This is a genomic window from Rheinheimera muenzenbergensis, from assembly GCF_036984005.1.
Taxonomy (GTDB): Bacteria; Pseudomonadota; Gammaproteobacteria; order Enterobacterales; family Alteromonadaceae; genus Alishewanella; species Alishewanella muenzenbergensis.
Genome location: NZ_JALAAR010000019.1, coordinates 50,096 through 65,609, shown reverse-complemented (window position 1 = coordinate 65,609; position 15,514 = coordinate 50,096). Strand labels below are relative to the sequence as shown.

The 15,514-nt window shown below is 53.4% G+C and carries 14 protein-coding genes; all 14 read left to right on the top strand.

Going from position 1 to position 15,514, the window contains the following annotated elements; translation table 11 throughout:
* Nucleotides 1–166 precede the first annotated feature (166 nt).
* Genes mraZ through ftsA form a run of 14 tightly spaced genes read left to right on the top strand, consistent with a single transcriptional unit; the run spans nt 167 to nt 15,509 of the window.
* Complete coding sequence (gene mraZ, locus MN202_RS17890) at nt 167–631, top strand: division/cell wall cluster transcriptional repressor MraZ (protein WP_335737508.1); 465 nt, start codon at nt 167–169, stop codon at nt 629–631.
* Nucleotide 632: 1 nt separating this feature from the next.
* Nucleotides 633–1,577, top strand: a complete 945-nt coding sequence (gene rsmH / locus MN202_RS17885; RefSeq protein WP_335737507.1) for a 16S rRNA (cytosine(1402)-N(4))-methyltransferase RsmH — start codon at nt 633–635, stop codon at nt 1,575–1,577.
* A complete protein-coding gene (gene ftsL / locus MN202_RS17880; protein WP_335737506.1) occupies nt 1,570–1,878 on the top strand; it encodes a cell division protein FtsL in 309 nt (102 codons plus the stop codon). Before rsmH ends, ftsL begins: the two co-directional genes overlap by 8 nt.
* Complete coding sequence (locus MN202_RS17875) at nt 1,875–3,626, top strand: penicillin-binding transpeptidase domain-containing protein (RefSeq protein ID WP_335737505.1); 1,752 nt, start codon at nt 1,875–1,877, stop codon at nt 3,624–3,626. Before ftsL ends, MN202_RS17875 begins: the two co-directional genes overlap by 4 nt.
* A complete protein-coding gene (locus MN202_RS17870) occupies nt 3,616–5,073 on the top strand; it encodes a UDP-N-acetylmuramoyl-L-alanyl-D-glutamate--2,6-diaminopimelate ligase (protein ID WP_335737504.1) in 1,458 nt (485 codons plus the stop codon). The genes MN202_RS17875 and MN202_RS17870 overlap by 11 nt, the downstream gene beginning before the upstream one ends.
* On the top strand, nt 5,070–6,446 hold the full coding sequence (locus MN202_RS17865; protein WP_335737503.1) for a UDP-N-acetylmuramoyl-tripeptide--D-alanyl-D-alanine ligase: 1,377 nt from the start codon (nt 5,070–5,072) through the stop codon (nt 6,444–6,446). The genes MN202_RS17870 and MN202_RS17865 overlap by 4 nt, the downstream gene beginning before the upstream one ends.
* Nucleotides 6,440–7,522, top strand: a complete 1,083-nt coding sequence (mraY, locus tag MN202_RS17860) for a phospho-N-acetylmuramoyl-pentapeptide-transferase (RefSeq protein WP_335737502.1) — start codon at nt 6,440–6,442, stop codon at nt 7,520–7,522. Before MN202_RS17865 ends, mraY begins: the two co-directional genes overlap by 7 nt.
* Nucleotides 7,523–7,525: 3 nt before the next feature.
* Nucleotides 7,526–8,851 carry a UDP-N-acetylmuramoyl-L-alanine--D-glutamate ligase gene (gene murD, locus MN202_RS17855; RefSeq protein ID WP_335737501.1) on the top strand — a complete coding sequence of 442 codons (1,326 nt, stop codon included), beginning with the start codon at nt 7,526–7,528 and terminating at the stop codon, nt 8,849–8,851.
* Nucleotides 8,848–10,059, top strand: coding sequence for a putative lipid II flippase FtsW (ftsW, locus tag MN202_RS17850; protein WP_335737500.1), 1,212 nt, complete (start codon nt 8,848–8,850; stop codon nt 10,057–10,059). Before murD ends, ftsW begins: the two co-directional genes overlap by 4 nt.
* Complete coding sequence (gene murG / locus MN202_RS17845) at nt 10,052–11,146, top strand: undecaprenyldiphospho-muramoylpentapeptide beta-N-acetylglucosaminyltransferase (protein ID WP_335737499.1); 1,095 nt, start codon at nt 10,052–10,054, stop codon at nt 11,144–11,146. The genes ftsW and murG overlap by 8 nt, the downstream gene beginning before the upstream one ends.
* Nucleotides 11,143–12,597 carry a UDP-N-acetylmuramate--L-alanine ligase gene (murC, locus tag MN202_RS17840; protein WP_335737498.1) on the top strand — a complete coding sequence of 485 codons (1,455 nt, stop codon included), beginning with the start codon at nt 11,143–11,145 and terminating at the stop codon, nt 12,595–12,597. Before murG ends, murC begins: the two co-directional genes overlap by 4 nt.
* Nucleotides 12,594–13,520 carry a D-alanine--D-alanine ligase gene (locus MN202_RS17835; RefSeq protein WP_335737497.1) on the top strand — a complete coding sequence of 309 codons (927 nt, stop codon included), beginning with the start codon at nt 12,594–12,596 and terminating at the stop codon, nt 13,518–13,520. Before murC ends, MN202_RS17835 begins: the two co-directional genes overlap by 4 nt.
* Nucleotides 13,521–13,524: 4 nt before the next feature.
* Complete coding sequence (locus tag MN202_RS17830; RefSeq protein WP_335737496.1) at nt 13,525–14,277, top strand: cell division protein FtsQ/DivIB; 753 nt, start codon at nt 13,525–13,527, stop codon at nt 14,275–14,277.
* Nucleotides 14,274–15,509, top strand: a complete 1,236-nt coding sequence (gene ftsA, locus MN202_RS17825) for a cell division protein FtsA (RefSeq protein ID WP_335737495.1) — start codon at nt 14,274–14,276, stop codon at nt 15,507–15,509. The genes MN202_RS17830 and ftsA overlap by 4 nt, the downstream gene beginning before the upstream one ends.
* Nucleotides 15,510–15,514 lie beyond the last annotated feature (5 nt).

Sequence of the window (15,514 nt, the reverse complement as noted above, 5' to 3'; positions counted from 1 at the left end):
CAGCGCTTATTTTTACTGTGATCGCAATCGATCAATCGCTCTGTTTTTACCTTGACATTGGTCAAACCTGCACCCTAAACTGTATCGTTGTGGGGATTTGTGGGTAAAAGTGGATCATTTAAGCTTATCCGCAATAAAAGCTAAAAATTAATCGTACAGGAAGCTTATGTTTCGTGGCTCATTTACGTTGACGCTGGACGAGAAAGGACGGTTAGCGCTACCGGCGCGCTACCGCGAATTTCTGCTGTCTGATTGTCAGGGCCACCTGATTTGCACCATCGATTTGCACGACCCCTGTTTATTGTTATATCCGCTGGCTGAGTGGGAAGAAATAGAAGAAAAACTAAAACGCTTATCCAGTTTAAACCCGCAGGAACGCCGTTTACAGCGCGTACTGTTGGGCAACGCGACTGACTGTGACATGGACAAAAGCGGCCGTATTTTGCTGCCGGCTCCACTGCGCCAGCACGCAGGCCTGAGTAAAGGCATCCGGCTGGTAGGTCAGTTAAATAAATTCGAGATCTGGGACGAAAGCGCCTGGCATGATCGCCTTTCAGCTGATATTGCGCTGGAACAGGCACAGGCCGGCGATGTCGAATTATCAGAACGTTTACAGGACTTTGCACTGTAACATGAATACACCGGCTCATATTTCTGTCCTGTTGCAAGAAACACTGGACGGATTAGCACTAAAGCCCGACGGTTGCTACCTCGACGGCACCTTTGGCCGTGGCGGACACAGCCGGGCCATATTGGCACAACTTGGCCCCACTGGCCGGCTGTATGCTATAGACCGAGATCCTGCCGCGATTGCTGCCGCCGCCCCACTGGCCAGCGATCCGCGTTTTCATATCACCCACAGCCCCTTTGCCGCCCTGGCAACCATAGCGCAACAGCAACATATCAGCGGTGCGCTGGACGGCATACTGCTTGACCTTGGCGTGTCGTCACCCCAGTTAGATGACGCCGATCGCGGTTTCAGTTTTATGCGTGATGGCCCGCTGGATATGCGTATGGACCCCAGTTCGGGTATCAGCGCTGCTGACTGGCTGGCACATGCCGATGTAGAAGACATCAGTTTTGTACTGCGTGAATACGGCGAAGAAAAGTTTGCCTGGCGTATCGCACAGGCCATCGTTGCCGCCCGTACAGAAACCGTAATTACGCGTACGTCACAGTTGGCAGCATTAATCAGTGCCAGTGTGCCCAAAAGCAATAAAGAAAAAAAACACCCGGCCACGCGCAGTTTTCAGGCTATTCGTATTTACATCAACAGCGAGCTGGAACAAGTAAATCAGGCGCTACAGGCTGCGCTGGCGGTACTGAAGCCGGGCGGGCGTCTGGTAGTGATAAGCTTTCACTCGCTGGAAGACAGGCTGGTAAAACAGTTTATGCGCCGTCATGCCAAAGGCGAGCCGGTACCGCGTGGTATACCGCTGACCCAGGCGCAGCTGGCGCAGCGCACCGATTTAAAGCTGATTGGTAAAGCCATAATGCCGTCAGAGCAAGAGCTGCAGCATAACCCGCGGGCGCGCAGTGCCGTGTTACGCATAGCGGAGAAGCAGCGCCATGAATAACATCAGCCTGCACCGTTTAATTGCCCGTGACTGGCGTGCCGCTAAGTGGCCGGCATTGTTGTTACTGGCCTGCATAGTGTCTGCCCTGGCCGTGGTGCATTTTGCTCATTTAAACCGGCAAACGACCATAGCGCAGGATGTGTTGTATCAACAGCGCGACCAGTTAGATATTGAGTGGCGTAATTTGCTGCTGGAGCAGCGGGCACTGGCTGAACACAGCCGGGTAGAAGACATAGCCCGCAACCGGTTGCAAATGGTGCGCCCGGCTGGCGAGCGCGACATAGCGGTAACAGTGCCATGACCAGCAATAAGCCCAAACGTCAGGCCAAAGCCAGAACAGTGCCATCAGTGCTGGGCTGGCGTTTTGCATTTGTGATGTTAAGCCTCAGTGCGGTATTTGCTGCCCTGATGGTGCGGGCTGCCTGGTTGCAGGTTATTGAACCCGACATGCTGGTGAGTCAGGGCGATGCCCGTTCGCTGCGGGTAGAAGCCGATGCCGTGCTGCGCGGCATGATTTCAGACCGCAATGGTGAAGAGCTGGCTGTCAGTATTCCGGTTGAGGCAATTTGGGCCGATCCTAAGGTGGTGCTGGAGCGTCATGCTGCCGCTGATGAGCGCCGCTGGCACGCACTGGCGGATATTTTGCAGCTTAGCCCGACGCAATTATTGCAACGTATTGGCGATAACCCGCAGCGGCGCTTTGTCTATCTGCAGCGCCAGGTTAACCCGGCAGTGGTTAACTATGTTAAGCAATTAAAAGTGCCGGGTATTTATTTTCGGCAGGAATCCCGCCGTTACTATCCGGCCGGTGAGGTGACCGCCCAACTGCTGGGCTTTACCAATGTTGATGATGTTGGTGTAGAGGGCATTGAAAAACGCTTTGACGACTTACTTACCGGTACTGCCGGTCGCAAGGTATTTCGCAAAGACGCCAAAGGCCGCGAAATTGAAGTGCTGGAGCGTTTTCAGGCGCAGCAGCCGGGTAACCTGCAGCTAAGTATTGATCAGCGTATTCAGGCCGTTACCTACCGCGAACTGAAAAAGGCCGTATTGTCACACGGGGCGACATCCGGCTCTGCCGTGGTGGTCGATGTGCATAGCGGTGAAGTGCTGGCGATGGTTAACAGCCCGTCGTTTAATCCGAATAACCGTGGCAACGCCCCGGCATATTTGTTTCGCAACCGCGCTATTACCGACACTTTTGAGCCAGGTTCAACCATGAAACCGCTGGCGGTATTAAGTGCACTGGAATTTGGCACGGCTAATCTGGCCAGTAAAGTGGATACCTATCCGGGCTATATGCGGGTTGGTGGCAGCTGGGTTCGGGATGCAATCAACTACAACACTCTGGATTTAACCGGCATTATTCAGAAATCCAGCAATATCGGCGTCAGTAAACTGGTGCTGGATATGCCAATAGAACATGTGATCAGCCTGTACGCCAATATGGGGCTGGGCAGCGATACCGGTCTGGGCCTGAATGGTGAAAGCAGCGGTATGTTAAGCCACCGCCGGCGTTGGTCAGATCATGAACGCGCTACCTTATCATTTGGCTACGGCCTGTCTGCCACAGCGGCGCAACTGGCCAGGGTGTATGCCACTATGGCCAATGGCGGTGTCAGCCGGCCACTGAGTATCGTTAAAACGACCGACATCTATCCGGGTGAGCAGGTGCTGGCACCAGAGCATGCTGCTGCCATGCTGCGGATGATGGAAGCGAATATTATGCCGGGCGGCACAGCCACCCGGGCACAGGTTAAAGGTTATCGCGTTGGTGGTAAAACGGGTACTGCGCGTAAGGCTATAGCGGGTGGCTATGGCGAAGACTATGTCGCATCTTTTGCCGGTGTCGGGCCAATATCCAACCCGCGTCTGGCCTGTGTGGTAGTGATTAATGAACCTGCGGGTGATTTTTACCATGGTGGTGAAATAGCGGCGCCGGTATTTGCCAATATTATGAGTGCAACTATGCAGCTACTAAACCTGACGCCGGATGCAGCAGATCAGGCCAGGCTGACTGCTATTGGTGGAGGCCGGCATGACGGTTAACAGTAAAAGCTGGTTGGCACTGTATGCCAGCAAGGTGCCGGAAACAACCTTAACCGGTTTACAACTGGACAGCCGTAAAGTAGGGCCAGGCCAGGTGTTTTTAGCATTGCCTGGTGTAAATCAGCATGGCAAAGCCTTTATTGCCCAGGCGCTGGCACAGGGTGCAGCACTGGTACTAACCAATGAAGGCCACTACGACGATGAACGGGTAGTGGTGTTGCCGGAGTTACAGCAATTATTACCGGCGCTGGCCGCCGGCTTTTATAACAAACCCGCACGTCAGCTGCAAATGGCGGCAGTAACCGGTACTAATGGTAAATCCAGCACCAGTTTCTTTATCAGCCAGCTGGCCAGCCTGCTCGGCCATAAAGCCAGCGTTGTCGGCACGCTGGGCTATGGCGAAATTGGTGCGCTTACGCCGCTGCCAAACACTACACCGCATTATGTTGATTTGCAGCGCATACTGGCCGGCTTTGTCAGTGATGGCGTCGCCGTAACCGCAATGGAAGTCTCATCACATGCGCTGGTACAGCAACGCGTAGCAGGTATGTTGTTTGACGTTGCCGTTTTCACTAACCTGACGCGGGACCACCTTGACTATCACGGCTCTATGGCAGAGTACGGTGCAGCTAAAGCGCAGCTATTCACGCCACAGTTTAGCCGGGCAGCAGTAATTAATTTGTCTGATGAATTCGGCCGTAAACTGGCAGAGCGCAGTGAACTGCCGCTGTGGGTGTACGGCAGGATGGAAGATTGCCGTGGTTTTAGCCGCTACCTGGGGTATTCCGGAGTTAACGCCGGGCCAGACGGTTATCAGTTAACACTGCATAGTCCGCAGGGTGACTACCGGGTAAGTTTGCCATTGCTCGGTGAGTTTAACATTCAAAATGTGCTGGCCGCAGTCAGCGCTATGTTGGTATTAGGTTATGCACTGGCCGATGTGCTGTCGGTGCTGAACCAACTAAGTACCGTACCTGGCCGGATGGAGCTGTTCCATTTTCCACAACGCTTTAGTGCGGTTATCGACTACGCCCACACTCCGGACGCTTTACAGTTAGCGCTGCAAGCGCTGCGGGCACATTGCCCGGGCCGGCTTTGGTGTGTATTTGGCTGTGGCGGTGACCGCGATCGCGGCAAAAGACCGATTATGGGCCAACTGGCTGAGCTGACCGCTGACCATGTGATTATCACCGCCGATAATCCGCGTAGTGAAGACGTGTTAACTATTTGCAATGACATTGCCTCCGGCATGAGCCCGGATGCAGCCTATCAAATTGAACCTGATCGCAAAGCCGCGATTAAGCTGGCTTTATCCAGTGCTCAGGCCGGTGATGTGGTGTTAATAGCCGGCAAAGGGCACGAAACAGTACAGATAATTGGCACCGAACAGCGGCAGTACGATGAGCGGGCCTATCTTCGTCAACTGGTTACGGAGATGTCAGTATGATTAACTTAACCTGTAGTGATATTTGCCGCCTGCTGGGCGCAGTAATGACCGGGCCAGACGTTGAAATAAGCGCGGTTAGTACAGACAGCCGCAGTATTAGCGCCGGCGCCTTGTTTATTGCGCTTAAGGGACCGAATTTCGATGGTGCTCAGTTTGCGGCTGAGGTCGTAGCCAAAGGTGCATCCGCCTTAGTATTGCAGCATCCGGTTGACGAAGCGGTAACGCAAATCATAGTGCCGGACACCCGGTTGGCGTTGGGCCAGCTGGCCGCCGAGGTTAAACGGCGCCTGGCACCTAAGACGGTTGCGGTAACAGGTAGTGCCGGTAAAACCACCGTTAAAGAAATGATGGCAGCTATTTTAAACCGTCGTGGTGAAGTGCTGGCTACCCAGGGTAACTTTAATAATGACATAGGCGTGCCGTTGACAATGCTGCGACTGACAGCAAGGCACCGCTATGCGGTACTGGAGCTGGGGGCGAATCATCAGGGTGAAATTGCTTATACCACGTCGCTGGCGTTACCGCAGGTAGCCATTATCACCAATGTGGCACCGTCACACCTGGAAGGTTTTGGCGATGTATACGGTGTAGCGCGCGCCAAGGGTGAAATATTCAATGGCTTACCTGATAACGGCGTCGCCATTATTCCGGCTGACAGCGAATACCGTGACTACTGGTTACGCCGTTTAGACGGTAAGCAAGTTATACAGTTTTCCTCAGCACACGCTGCCGATTATCATGCCACCGACATTGCGCTGGACGAGCAGGGCTGCGCCGGCTTTGAACTGAATTGTGCCAGTGGCCGGCGTTTTATTCAGTTGACCATTCCGGGCAAGCACAACGTCAGTAACGCACTGGCCGCTGCGGCTGCCTGTATCGCACTGGGTGCCAGCCTGGAAGACGTGCAGCTTGGTTTGTCGCAAATGCAGCCGGTAAAAGGCCGTACTAATGTGAAGCGACTTAGCCCGGCCGTCAGGTTAATTGATGATTCTTACAATGCCAATGTCGAGTCGGTAAAGGCTGCCATTGACCTGTTGGCCTCTTATAACGGTTATAGAGTGTTGCTGCTGGGTGACATGGCTGAACTGGGCGAAAACGCCCGCTTATACCACGAAGAGATAGGTTTATACGCGAAACAATCAGGTATTAATCTGTTGTTCACCCTTGGCGTGTTATCACAGAGCGCCAGTGACTTGTTCAATGGACAAGGGGCACATTTCAGTTCACGTCAGGCGCTAATGCAACGTCTGATGCCGATAGTGTCAGAGCAGCAGGATGTCTCCCTACTAGTGAAAGGCTCGCGTAGCGCGAAAATGGAATTGGTTGTGCAGGACTTGCTAGAAAGATGTCAGCAGGAGAATAGCCCATGCTAGTTTGGTTAGCCGAGTATTTGACGCAATACTTCAGCTTTTTTAATGTATTCAGTTATCTGACGTTTCGCTCTATTCTGGGCATTTTAACGTCTTTATTGCTTAGCTTATATCTGGGGCCAAAATTGATCGCCCGGCTGCAGCGGATGCAGATAGGCCAGGTAGTGCGCGGTGACGGCCCGGAAAGTCATTTCTCTAAAAAAGGCACACCCACCATGGGTGGCTTGCTTATTCTGGGTGCCGTATTAGTGAGCACTCTGTTGTGGGCCAACCTGGAAAATAAATACGTTTGGGTTGTGTTATTTGTCTTAGTCAGCTTTGGCTGGATTGGATTTGTTGATGATTACCGTAAAGTGGTGCGCAAAGATCCGAAAGGCTTAATCGCGCGCTGGAAGTATTTCTGGCAGTCGTTGTTTGCCATTATTACGGCGGCGTTTTTGTATCTCACTGCCGAGCGGCCGGCTGAAACAGCCTTGCTGGTACCTTTCCTGAAAGACGTGATGCCGCAGCTGGGCTTGCTGTTTCTGGCACTGAGTTATTTTGTCATTGTCGGCACCAGCAATGCGGTCAATCTGACTGATGGCCTGGACGGCCTGGCAATAGTGCCGACTATTATGGTCGCAGCGGCTTTTGCCATCATTGCTTATGTCAGCGGTAACGTGAATTTCTCGGCCTATCTGAATATCCCTTACCTGCCACATGCCAGTGAGCTGGTGGTATTTCTGGCGGCACTGATTGGCGCCGGTTTGGGCTTCCTCTGGTTTAACACCTATCCGGCGCAGGTCTTTATGGGCGATGTTGGTTCACTGGCGCTGGGCGCAGTACTGGGCGTAGTGGCCATACTGGTGCGGCAGGAAATTGTGCTGTTTATTATGGGCGGCATCTTTGTGATGGAAACCCTGTCGGTTATTTTGCAGGTTGGGTCGTACAAGTTGCGTGGCCAGCGCATTTTTCGCATGGCGCCAATTCATCATCATTACGAACTAAAAGGCTGGCCGGAGCCGCGCGTGATAGTGCGCTTCTGGATCTTATCCATCATTTTTGTGCTGGTGGGTTTAGCGACCCTGAAACTGAGATAAGTTATGACACTGAGTTTAACCAAAAAGCGCATTGCAGTCGTTGGGCTGGGCCTGTCAGGTCTGGCTACGGTGCGCTTTTTGCTGAACCAGGGCGTAAAACCGGTGTTGATGGACAGCCGCAGTAAACCGGCTGGCATTGAGCAGATTGCCGCCGAAAAAGTCGATGGTATTTATCTGGGTGAGCTCGACGCTAACCGGCTGGCAAAAATGGACATTATTGTACTGAGCCCCGGCTTGTCACCGCAGCATCCTGCGGTTCGTTTTGCCGTAGCGCAAGGCGCTGAGCTTATGGGTGATGTTGAGCTGTTTGCCCGTTTTAATACTAAAGCTGTGGTGGCTATTACCGGCTCTAATGGCAAATCTACCGTCACTAAGCTGGTTGAAGCCATGCTAAATGCCAGTGGTGTAAAAGCGCTGGCAGCAGGCAATATAGGATTGCCGGTGCTGGATGCCATTATGCAACCGGACATTGACGTTTACGTGCTGGAATTGTCCAGTTTTCAGCTTGATACGCTGCATAATCTGCATAGCGTTGCCAGTACAGTGCTCAATGTCAGTGCCGATCATCTGGACCGTTATCACACTATGGCGGCCTATACGGCGTCAAAACAGCGGGTCTATCAGCATACCGCACTGGCGGTGTTCAATCTGGATGATGCCGCCACTATACCGCAGCAGGCAGAGCACAGCCTTGGCATTAAACTGGCTGACGCCGGCTATGGCATCTGCGATCACAAGGGCGAACGCTGGATAAAGGTCGCTGGTGAACCGCTGCTTAGCGTGGCGCAGATGAGCCTGTTTGGTGCCCACAACGAATTTAATGCCCTGGTCGCCTGTGCGTTGGCGCTGGCCGCCGGTGCAAACCGCAACGGTTTGATTCAGGCCCTGACGACATTTCAGTCGTTACCGCATCGCTGCACTCTGGTAGCAGAACACAAGGGTGTGCGCTGGATCAACGATTCCAAAGCTACCAATATCGGCGCCACACTGGCCGCGATTGCCGGCTTAAAGCCAGGCGTCACTGGCCGGCTGATCCTGATTGCCGGCGGCGATGGCAAGGGCGCCGATATGTCTGAGCTGCAAACCGTGCTGGATACTCAGGTCGATGCGCTGATCACTCTGGGGCAGGATGGCCCGGCCATAGCGGCACTAAAACCAGATGCGGTGCAGGTAAAAACCTTGCAGGACGCAGTAAAAACCGCAGCTAAACTGGCAAAATCCGGCGATATGGTGTTGTTGTCACCCGCCTGCGCCAGCCTGGATATGTTTAAAAGTTACAGTGAGCGCGGCGAGCAGTTCAGCGCAGCCGTTAAGGCGGAGGTGCTATGAAACAACTGGCACTTAAGCTATTAAATCAGCCTTGGGCTAACCCGGTGCAGCGCTTTAGCGACTGGTGGCGCTCTGAAGACGGCGCTGCTTACGACAAGTTTTTTGTTACCCTGCTGTTGTTGGTGCTGGCCATTGGTGTGGTCATGGTCACCAGTGCTTCGGTACCGGTAGCGGCCAGGCTGTTTGATAATGAGCTGCATTTTACCATCCGCCATCTTATTTACCTGGCAATAGGTTTTTCTGCCGGACTGATAGTGTTAAACCTGCCGGTACAATGGTGGCATAACAACAACATGCTGCTGTTGTTGGCTGCGCTGGCCATGCTGGTAGCGGTACTGCTATTTGGCCGCAATGTAAACGGCAGTACGCGTTGGCTGGCGCTGGGGCCGATAAATATTCAGGCTGCTGAGCCGGCTAAATTGTTTTTCTTCGTTTATCTGGCGAGCTATCTGGTGCGGCGGCACGAAGAAGTACGTGAAAACCTCAAAGGCTTCGTAAAGCCATTGCTGGTGTTGTTCGCTTTTGCGGTATTGCTGTTAATGCAACCGGATTTAGGTACCGTCATCGTAATGTTTGCCACTGCGGTAGCTCTGCTGTTTTTAGCCGGTGCCCGTTTGTGGCAATTTTTTGGCCTGATATTTACCGGCTTGTTGGCGATAGCAGTGTTGATAGTGTACAGCGAGTATCGCTGGAAGCGGGTAACAGCTTTTCTTGACCCCTGGGCTGACCCTTTTGGCAGTGGCTACCAGTTAACCCAGTCTTTGATGGCGTTTGGTCGTGGAGGTTGGTTTGGTCAGGGCCTGGGCAACAGTATTCAAAAACTGGAATACCTGCCCGAAGCGCATACCGACTTTATTCTGGCTGTTATTGCTGAAGAAACCGGCTTTGCCGGTGTGGCAGTGCTGCTAAGCCTGTTATTTATGCTGGTTTACCGCGCGCTGTGGATTGGTCAGCATGCACTGGCTAAACAAATGAGTTTTCACGGCTTCTTAGCGTATGCGATGGCTATCTGGATAGGATTTCAGTCGGCCGTCAATATTGGTGTGGCTACCGGCGCTTTACCGACTAAGGGTTTAACCCTGCCGTTTGTCAGCTCTGGGGGCAGCAGCCTGATCATTATGCTGATGGCTGCAGCTTTGCTGCTTCGCATCGACTTTGAAGTGCGTTTAAAAGGTAAACAGGCTATCAGCGGAGGCCGGGATGACTAAACCGAGCGCGCTGATTATGGCCGGTGGTACCGGCGGGCACATTTTTCCGGCGCAGGCGGTGGCAACGGCACTTCAGGACGCCGGTTGGCAAATTCATTGGTTAGGCAGTGCCGATCGGATGGAAGCTAAATTGGTGCCGCAATTTGGCTGGCCATTTTATGCCATTAGTGTGTCCGGTTTGCGCGGTAAAGGCGTGCTGGCGTTACTCAAAGCGCCCTTTATGTTGCTGCAGTCGGTGCTGCAAGCCCGTGCAGTGTTAAAAAAGCTACAGCCGCAACTGGTACTGGGTTTTGGCGGCTACGCCAGCGGGCCTGGTGGTGTTGCGGCCTGGCTGCAAGGTTTGCCGTTGCTGGTGCATGAGCAAAATGCCGTCGCCGGCAGCACCAACCGGCTATTGGCGCGGCTGGCGCACAAAGTGTTAGTAGCGTTTCCAGAGGCCTTTGCCGGCAATGCCAAACAGTTACTGGTGGGTAATCCGGTACGTACCGCGGTAATAGATGCCGCGGCCGGTCATGATTACAGTGGCAGTTTAAAGGTATTGGTGGTGGGCGGCAGCCTGGGCGCCAAAGTATTAAACGAGCGCTTGCCGGCAATTTTTGCTGCTGCAGCGCAAATAGCCCCATTGCAGATAAAACATCAAACCGGTGCTGCGTGGCAGCAACAAACCGAGCAGGCCTATCAGCAACAGCAACAGGAAGGCTTAAGTGTTGAGGTCAGCGCTTTTATTGCCGATATGGCGCAGGCCTATGCCTGGGCTGATCTGGTAATTTGCCGCGCCGGTGCCTCTACTGTCAGCGAACTGGCCTGTGCCGGCGTAGCGGCGCTGTTTGTGCCGTTGCCAACCGCCATCGACGACCACCAGAGTGCCAATGCCCGCTGGTTAAGCCAGCAACAGGCCGCTCTGATACTGGCACAGCATGAATTTAACCAGCAAAGCTTATTACCGCTGCTGACACGCTGGTTGCAGGATAAAACTGAATTAAAACAGATGGCCGCCCGGGCGCGTGCCTGTGCGCTGGATAATGCCAGTGCCGAGGTAGTAGCGCAATGTCAGCAGTTGGCAGGCCAGACAGGACAAGCATTATGATTACGACACCACAACAGAAAAAACTGGCCATGCGCCGGGTAGAGCGGATCCACTTTGTCGGTATTGGCGGCGCCGGTATGGGCGGTATTGCCGAAGTGCTGCTGAATGAAGGTTATAACGTATCGGGCTCCGACATAGCGCCTAACGGCGTAACGGAACGCTTAATCACACTGGGTGCTAAGGTGAGTTTTGGCCATGCCGAAGCTAATGTTAGCGGAGCCAGCGTGGTTGTCGTCTCCAGCGCTATTAATCCGGCAAACCCGGAAGTGGCGGCCGCGCGTGAACTGCGCATTCCTGTGGTACGCCGCGCTGAAATGCTGGGCGAGCTGATGAGGTTTCGCCATGGTATTGCCGTAGCCGGTACCCATGGTAAAACCACTACCACCAGTTTACTGGCCTCAATTTTTGCTCAGGCCGGCACCGATCCAACCTTCGTAATTGGTGGTTTGCTCAATTCTGCCGGCTCCAATGCCCGCTTGGGTGAAGGCCGCTATTTAATTGCCGAAGCTGACGAAAGCGATGCCTCTTTCCTGCATTTGCAGCCGCTGGCAACCGTGATCACCAATATTGAAGCCGATCATATGGACACCTATCAGGGTGACTTTGAAAAGCTAAAAGCCACTTATCTGGAGTTTTGTCACAACCTGCCATTTTATGGTGTAGCAGTAGTTTGTATTGATGACCCGGTACTGCGTGGCTTGCTGAGTCAAATTGGCCGTACCGTACTGACCTATGGCTTTAGCGAAGATGCCGACTTTGTGATCAGCGAGTTTAGCCAAACGGGCACCCGCAGCCGCTTTGTTATTACCGATCCGGAGGGGAATCAGCGCGAAGTGGTGCTGAACCTGCCTGGCAAGCACAATGCGTTAAACGCTACTGCTGCTTTTGCACTGGCGCGCGACGAGGGTATTAGCGAGCAGGCAATCTTAACCGCCTTAAATCAGTTTGAAGGCATTGGCCGGCGGTTTCAGCAATATGGTGAATTTAATACCGGTAACGGTCAGGTGTTGCTGCTGGATGACTATGGTCATCATCCAACCGAGGTGGCCGCTACGATTGCGGCGGTGCGCGCTGCCTGGCCAGAAAGGCGCTTAGTCATGGCCTACCAGCCACATCGCTATACCCGTACCCGCGACCTGTACGAAGACTTCGCCAAGGTGTTATCCAGCGTCGATACCCTGTTACTGCTGGAAGTGTATGCCGCAGGTGAAACAGCGATAGCCGGCGCTGACAGCCGCAGTTTATGCCGCACTATCCGTAACCGTGGCGCACTGGACCCAATTTATATAGCGACACCGCAGGATTTGGCCCCCAGCCTGGCAACCGTGTTGCAGGATGGAGACGTGGTACTGACTCAGGGCGCTGGCAATATTGGCGCCCTGGTGAAAAAGCTGGCCGCTATGCAATTAAATATCAACCAGTTAAAAGCCAGTGCAGGAGAGCAAGCATGAGCAGTAATCTGCAAACCTTTGGCAAAGTCGCCGTGATGTTTGGCGGAGTGTCGGCGGAGCGCGAGGTGTCATTGCGTTCGGGTAAGGCGGTATTAACTGCTTTACAGCAGGCTGGCGTTGACGCTTTTGCTTTTGATCCGCAACAGCAAAACCTGGCTGAGCTGGCGCAACTTGGCGCGCAGCAGGTGTTTATTGTGCTGCATGGCCGTGGCGGTGAAGACGGCAGCATGCAGGGAGCTTTGCAACAACTTGGCCTGCCTTATACCGGCAGTGGTGTGCTGGGCTCGGCGCTGGCAATGGATAAAATTCGTTGCAAATGGTTGTTTCAGGCGCAAAACCTGCCAACAGCACCGTTTGCCGTTGTGCACAGCAGTGACGCTGATTTTGCCGGCTTGCTGGCCAGCCTGGGCGGTAAAGTAATGGTGAAGCCGGCCAATGAAGGCTCCAGCATCGGCATGAGCGCCGCCAGCAGCGCCGCAGAGTTACAACAGGCGATTAACCAGGCGTTACAGTACGACAGCGAAATTTTGGTTGAGCGCTGGATTAACGGTCGTGAATTTACCATCGCCATTTTAAATGGCCAGGTGCTGCCGGTAGTAGAAATGCGTACGCCAAGGGCGTTTTATGATTACGAAGCCAAGTATCAGGCCAACAGTACCGAATATCTGTGTCCGGCACCGTTAGATGCACAGCTTACTGCCGCTATGCAGGACAGTGCGTTAAAAGCTTTTAATGCGGTCGGTGCCAGTGGCTGGGGCCGGGTAGATATTATGCTGGACGACAGCGGCCAGCATTACCTGCTGGAAGTAAACACTGTACCCGGCATGACAGAAAAATCGCTGGTACCGATGGCAGCCAAAGCTGCCGGCCTGAGTTTTCAGCAGTTAGTGCTGGCCATACTCAGCCAGAGTAACAGGAGCTAAACCGATGAACTGGCGCTTGCCTACTACAGCGTTGAAGCAGCGTCCGGCGTTTTTCGCCGGCGTGCTGTTTTTTCTCTGTGCGGTGGCAGGGCTGAGCTGGGCAATGGTAGCAGCCAGTGACTGGTTGCATAGCCAGCAAAGTGCACCGGTGCAGGAAATACGCCTGTACGGTGATTTTCAGCATATTGATGCGGTAGCACTGCATCAGGTGCTGACACAGGAGTATGTAGGTAACTTTTTTAGCGTGAACGTGGATCAGGTACAAGCGTTTTTGTTACAGCAACCCTGGGTATATCAGGTGGCCGTGCGCAAACAATGGCCTGATGCCCTGGTTGTGGTTGTTACAGAACAACAGCCGGTAGCTATCTGGAATCAGCAGCAATTACTAAATGACCGCGCAGAAATATTTGACGCGCCACTACAGCAGCTGAAAACGGAACTGCCGATGCTAACCGGCCCACAAGGCAGCCAGCAGGACGCCCTGACCATGTTCCGCCATATGCAGGGCTTGCTGGCCCTGCATAAATTTAATGCCGTATCGCTGGGGTTAACCGAGCGATTTTCCTGGCAGCTTAACCTCAGTAATGGCGTAAAGCTGAAGCTGGGCCGTGAAGATACGTTAAAGCGCGTACAGCGTTTTATTGAGTTGTATCCGGTAATAACAAAACATAAAACCGACGCTGTCGCCGAAATAGATTTACGTTACGACACCGGTATCGCCGTGCGTTACAGCAGTGAACAAAAGAGAAAAGCATGACAAAGTCGTTGGATAGAGATCTGATAGTAGGCCTGGATATCGGTACCGCGCAAATAAAAGCGGTAGTGGGCGAGATTACGCCAGACGATCGCTTAAGCATTGTCGGTGTAGGTACTCATGTATCACGCGGCATGGATAAAGGCGGCGTTAACGACCTTAACCTGGTGGTACAGGCGGTACAGCGCGCGATCGACGAAGCTGAGTTGATGGCCGACTGCCGGGTATCTTCAGTGTATCTAGGCATTACCGGCAAACATATCCGCTGCCAGAACGAAAGCGGCATGGTACCGATTAACGATACGGAGGTGACGGCAGAAGATGTCGCCAGCGTGATCCATGCTGCCAAATCGGTGCCTATTTCAGCCGAGCGGCGCATGTTACACGTGCTGCCACAAGAGTTCTCGGTTGATATGCAAGAGGGCATTAAAAGCCCGGTTGGCATGTCCGGTGTGCGGATGGAAGCCAAAGCCCATATTGTTACCTGTGCCAATGACATGGCCAAAAACATTGAAAAATGTGTCGAACGCTGCGGGCTGCAGGTAGATCAGCTGATTTTCACCGCGCTGGCCTCCAGCTTTGCCGTGCTGACCGATGACGAAAAAGAGCTGGGTGTCTGCGTAGTAGATGTCGGCGGCGGTACCATCGACATTGCCATTTACACCAATGGCGCTTTGCGCCATACCGCCGTGATCCCGGTGGCCGGTAATCAGGTAACCAGCGACATTGCGAAAATTTTCCGCACACCAATCAGCCACGCCGAAGAAATCAAGGTGCAATACGCCTGTGCGCTGCGCAGTATGGTAGGCAAAGAAGAAAGCATTGAGGTACCCAGTGTCGGTGGCCGGCCGGCGCGGTCTATGTCACGCCATACGCTGGCCGAAGTGGTAGAGCCCCGCTATCAGGAACTGTTTGAGCTGGTGATGGAAGAAATTAAAAGTTCAGGCCTGGAAGAGCAAATCGCCGCTGGCGTAGTGCTTACCGGTGGCACCGCTAAAATGGAAGGTGCTGTTGAATTTGCTGAAGATATTTTCCAGATGCCGGTACGCGTTGGCCTGCCAATGCATGTCAGTGGTTTAAAAGAATATGTGCAGGATCCGGCCTACGCCAGTGTCGTTGGCTTGTTACTGTACGGCAAAGATGCCCGCACCCAGCAGAAAAAAGTGGCGGATGTGCGTGACTCAGTCGGCAGTTTCGTGAAACGGATCAGCAGCTGGTTTAAAGGCGAGTTTTAACAATT

What these genes read in the sequence shown, in the direction of transcription:
- mraZ (WP_335737508.1), top strand. Translation starts at nt 167, where the DNA reads ATGTTTCGTGGCTCATTTACGTTGACGCTGGACGAGAAAGGACGGTTA.
- rsmH (WP_335737507.1), top strand. Translation starts at nt 633, where the DNA reads ATGAATACACCGGCTCATATTTCTGTCCTGTTGCAAGAAACACTGGAC.
- ftsL (WP_335737506.1), top strand. Translation starts at nt 1,570, where the DNA reads ATGAATAACATCAGCCTGCACCGTTTAATTGCCCGTGACTGGCGTGCC.
- MN202_RS17875 (WP_335737505.1), top strand. Translation starts at nt 1,875, where the DNA reads ATGACCAGCAATAAGCCCAAACGTCAGGCCAAAGCCAGAACAGTGCCA.
- MN202_RS17870 (WP_335737504.1), top strand. Translation starts at nt 3,616, where the DNA reads ATGACGGTTAACAGTAAAAGCTGGTTGGCACTGTATGCCAGCAAGGTG.
- MN202_RS17865 (WP_335737503.1), top strand. Translation starts at nt 5,070, where the DNA reads ATGATTAACTTAACCTGTAGTGATATTTGCCGCCTGCTGGGCGCAGTA.
- mraY (WP_335737502.1), top strand. Translation starts at nt 6,440, where the DNA reads ATGCTAGTTTGGTTAGCCGAGTATTTGACGCAATACTTCAGCTTTTTT.
- murD (WP_335737501.1), top strand. Translation starts at nt 7,526, where the DNA reads ATGACACTGAGTTTAACCAAAAAGCGCATTGCAGTCGTTGGGCTGGGC.
- ftsW (WP_335737500.1), top strand. Translation starts at nt 8,848, where the DNA reads ATGAAACAACTGGCACTTAAGCTATTAAATCAGCCTTGGGCTAACCCG.
- murG (WP_335737499.1), top strand. Translation starts at nt 10,052, where the DNA reads ATGACTAAACCGAGCGCGCTGATTATGGCCGGTGGTACCGGCGGGCAC.
- murC (WP_335737498.1), top strand. Translation starts at nt 11,143, where the DNA reads ATGATTACGACACCACAACAGAAAAAACTGGCCATGCGCCGGGTAGAG.
- MN202_RS17835 (WP_335737497.1), top strand. Translation starts at nt 12,594, where the DNA reads ATGAGCAGTAATCTGCAAACCTTTGGCAAAGTCGCCGTGATGTTTGGC.
- MN202_RS17830 (WP_335737496.1), top strand. Translation starts at nt 13,525, where the DNA reads ATGAACTGGCGCTTGCCTACTACAGCGTTGAAGCAGCGTCCGGCGTTT.
- ftsA (WP_335737495.1), top strand. Translation starts at nt 14,274, where the DNA reads ATGACAAAGTCGTTGGATAGAGATCTGATAGTAGGCCTGGATATCGGT.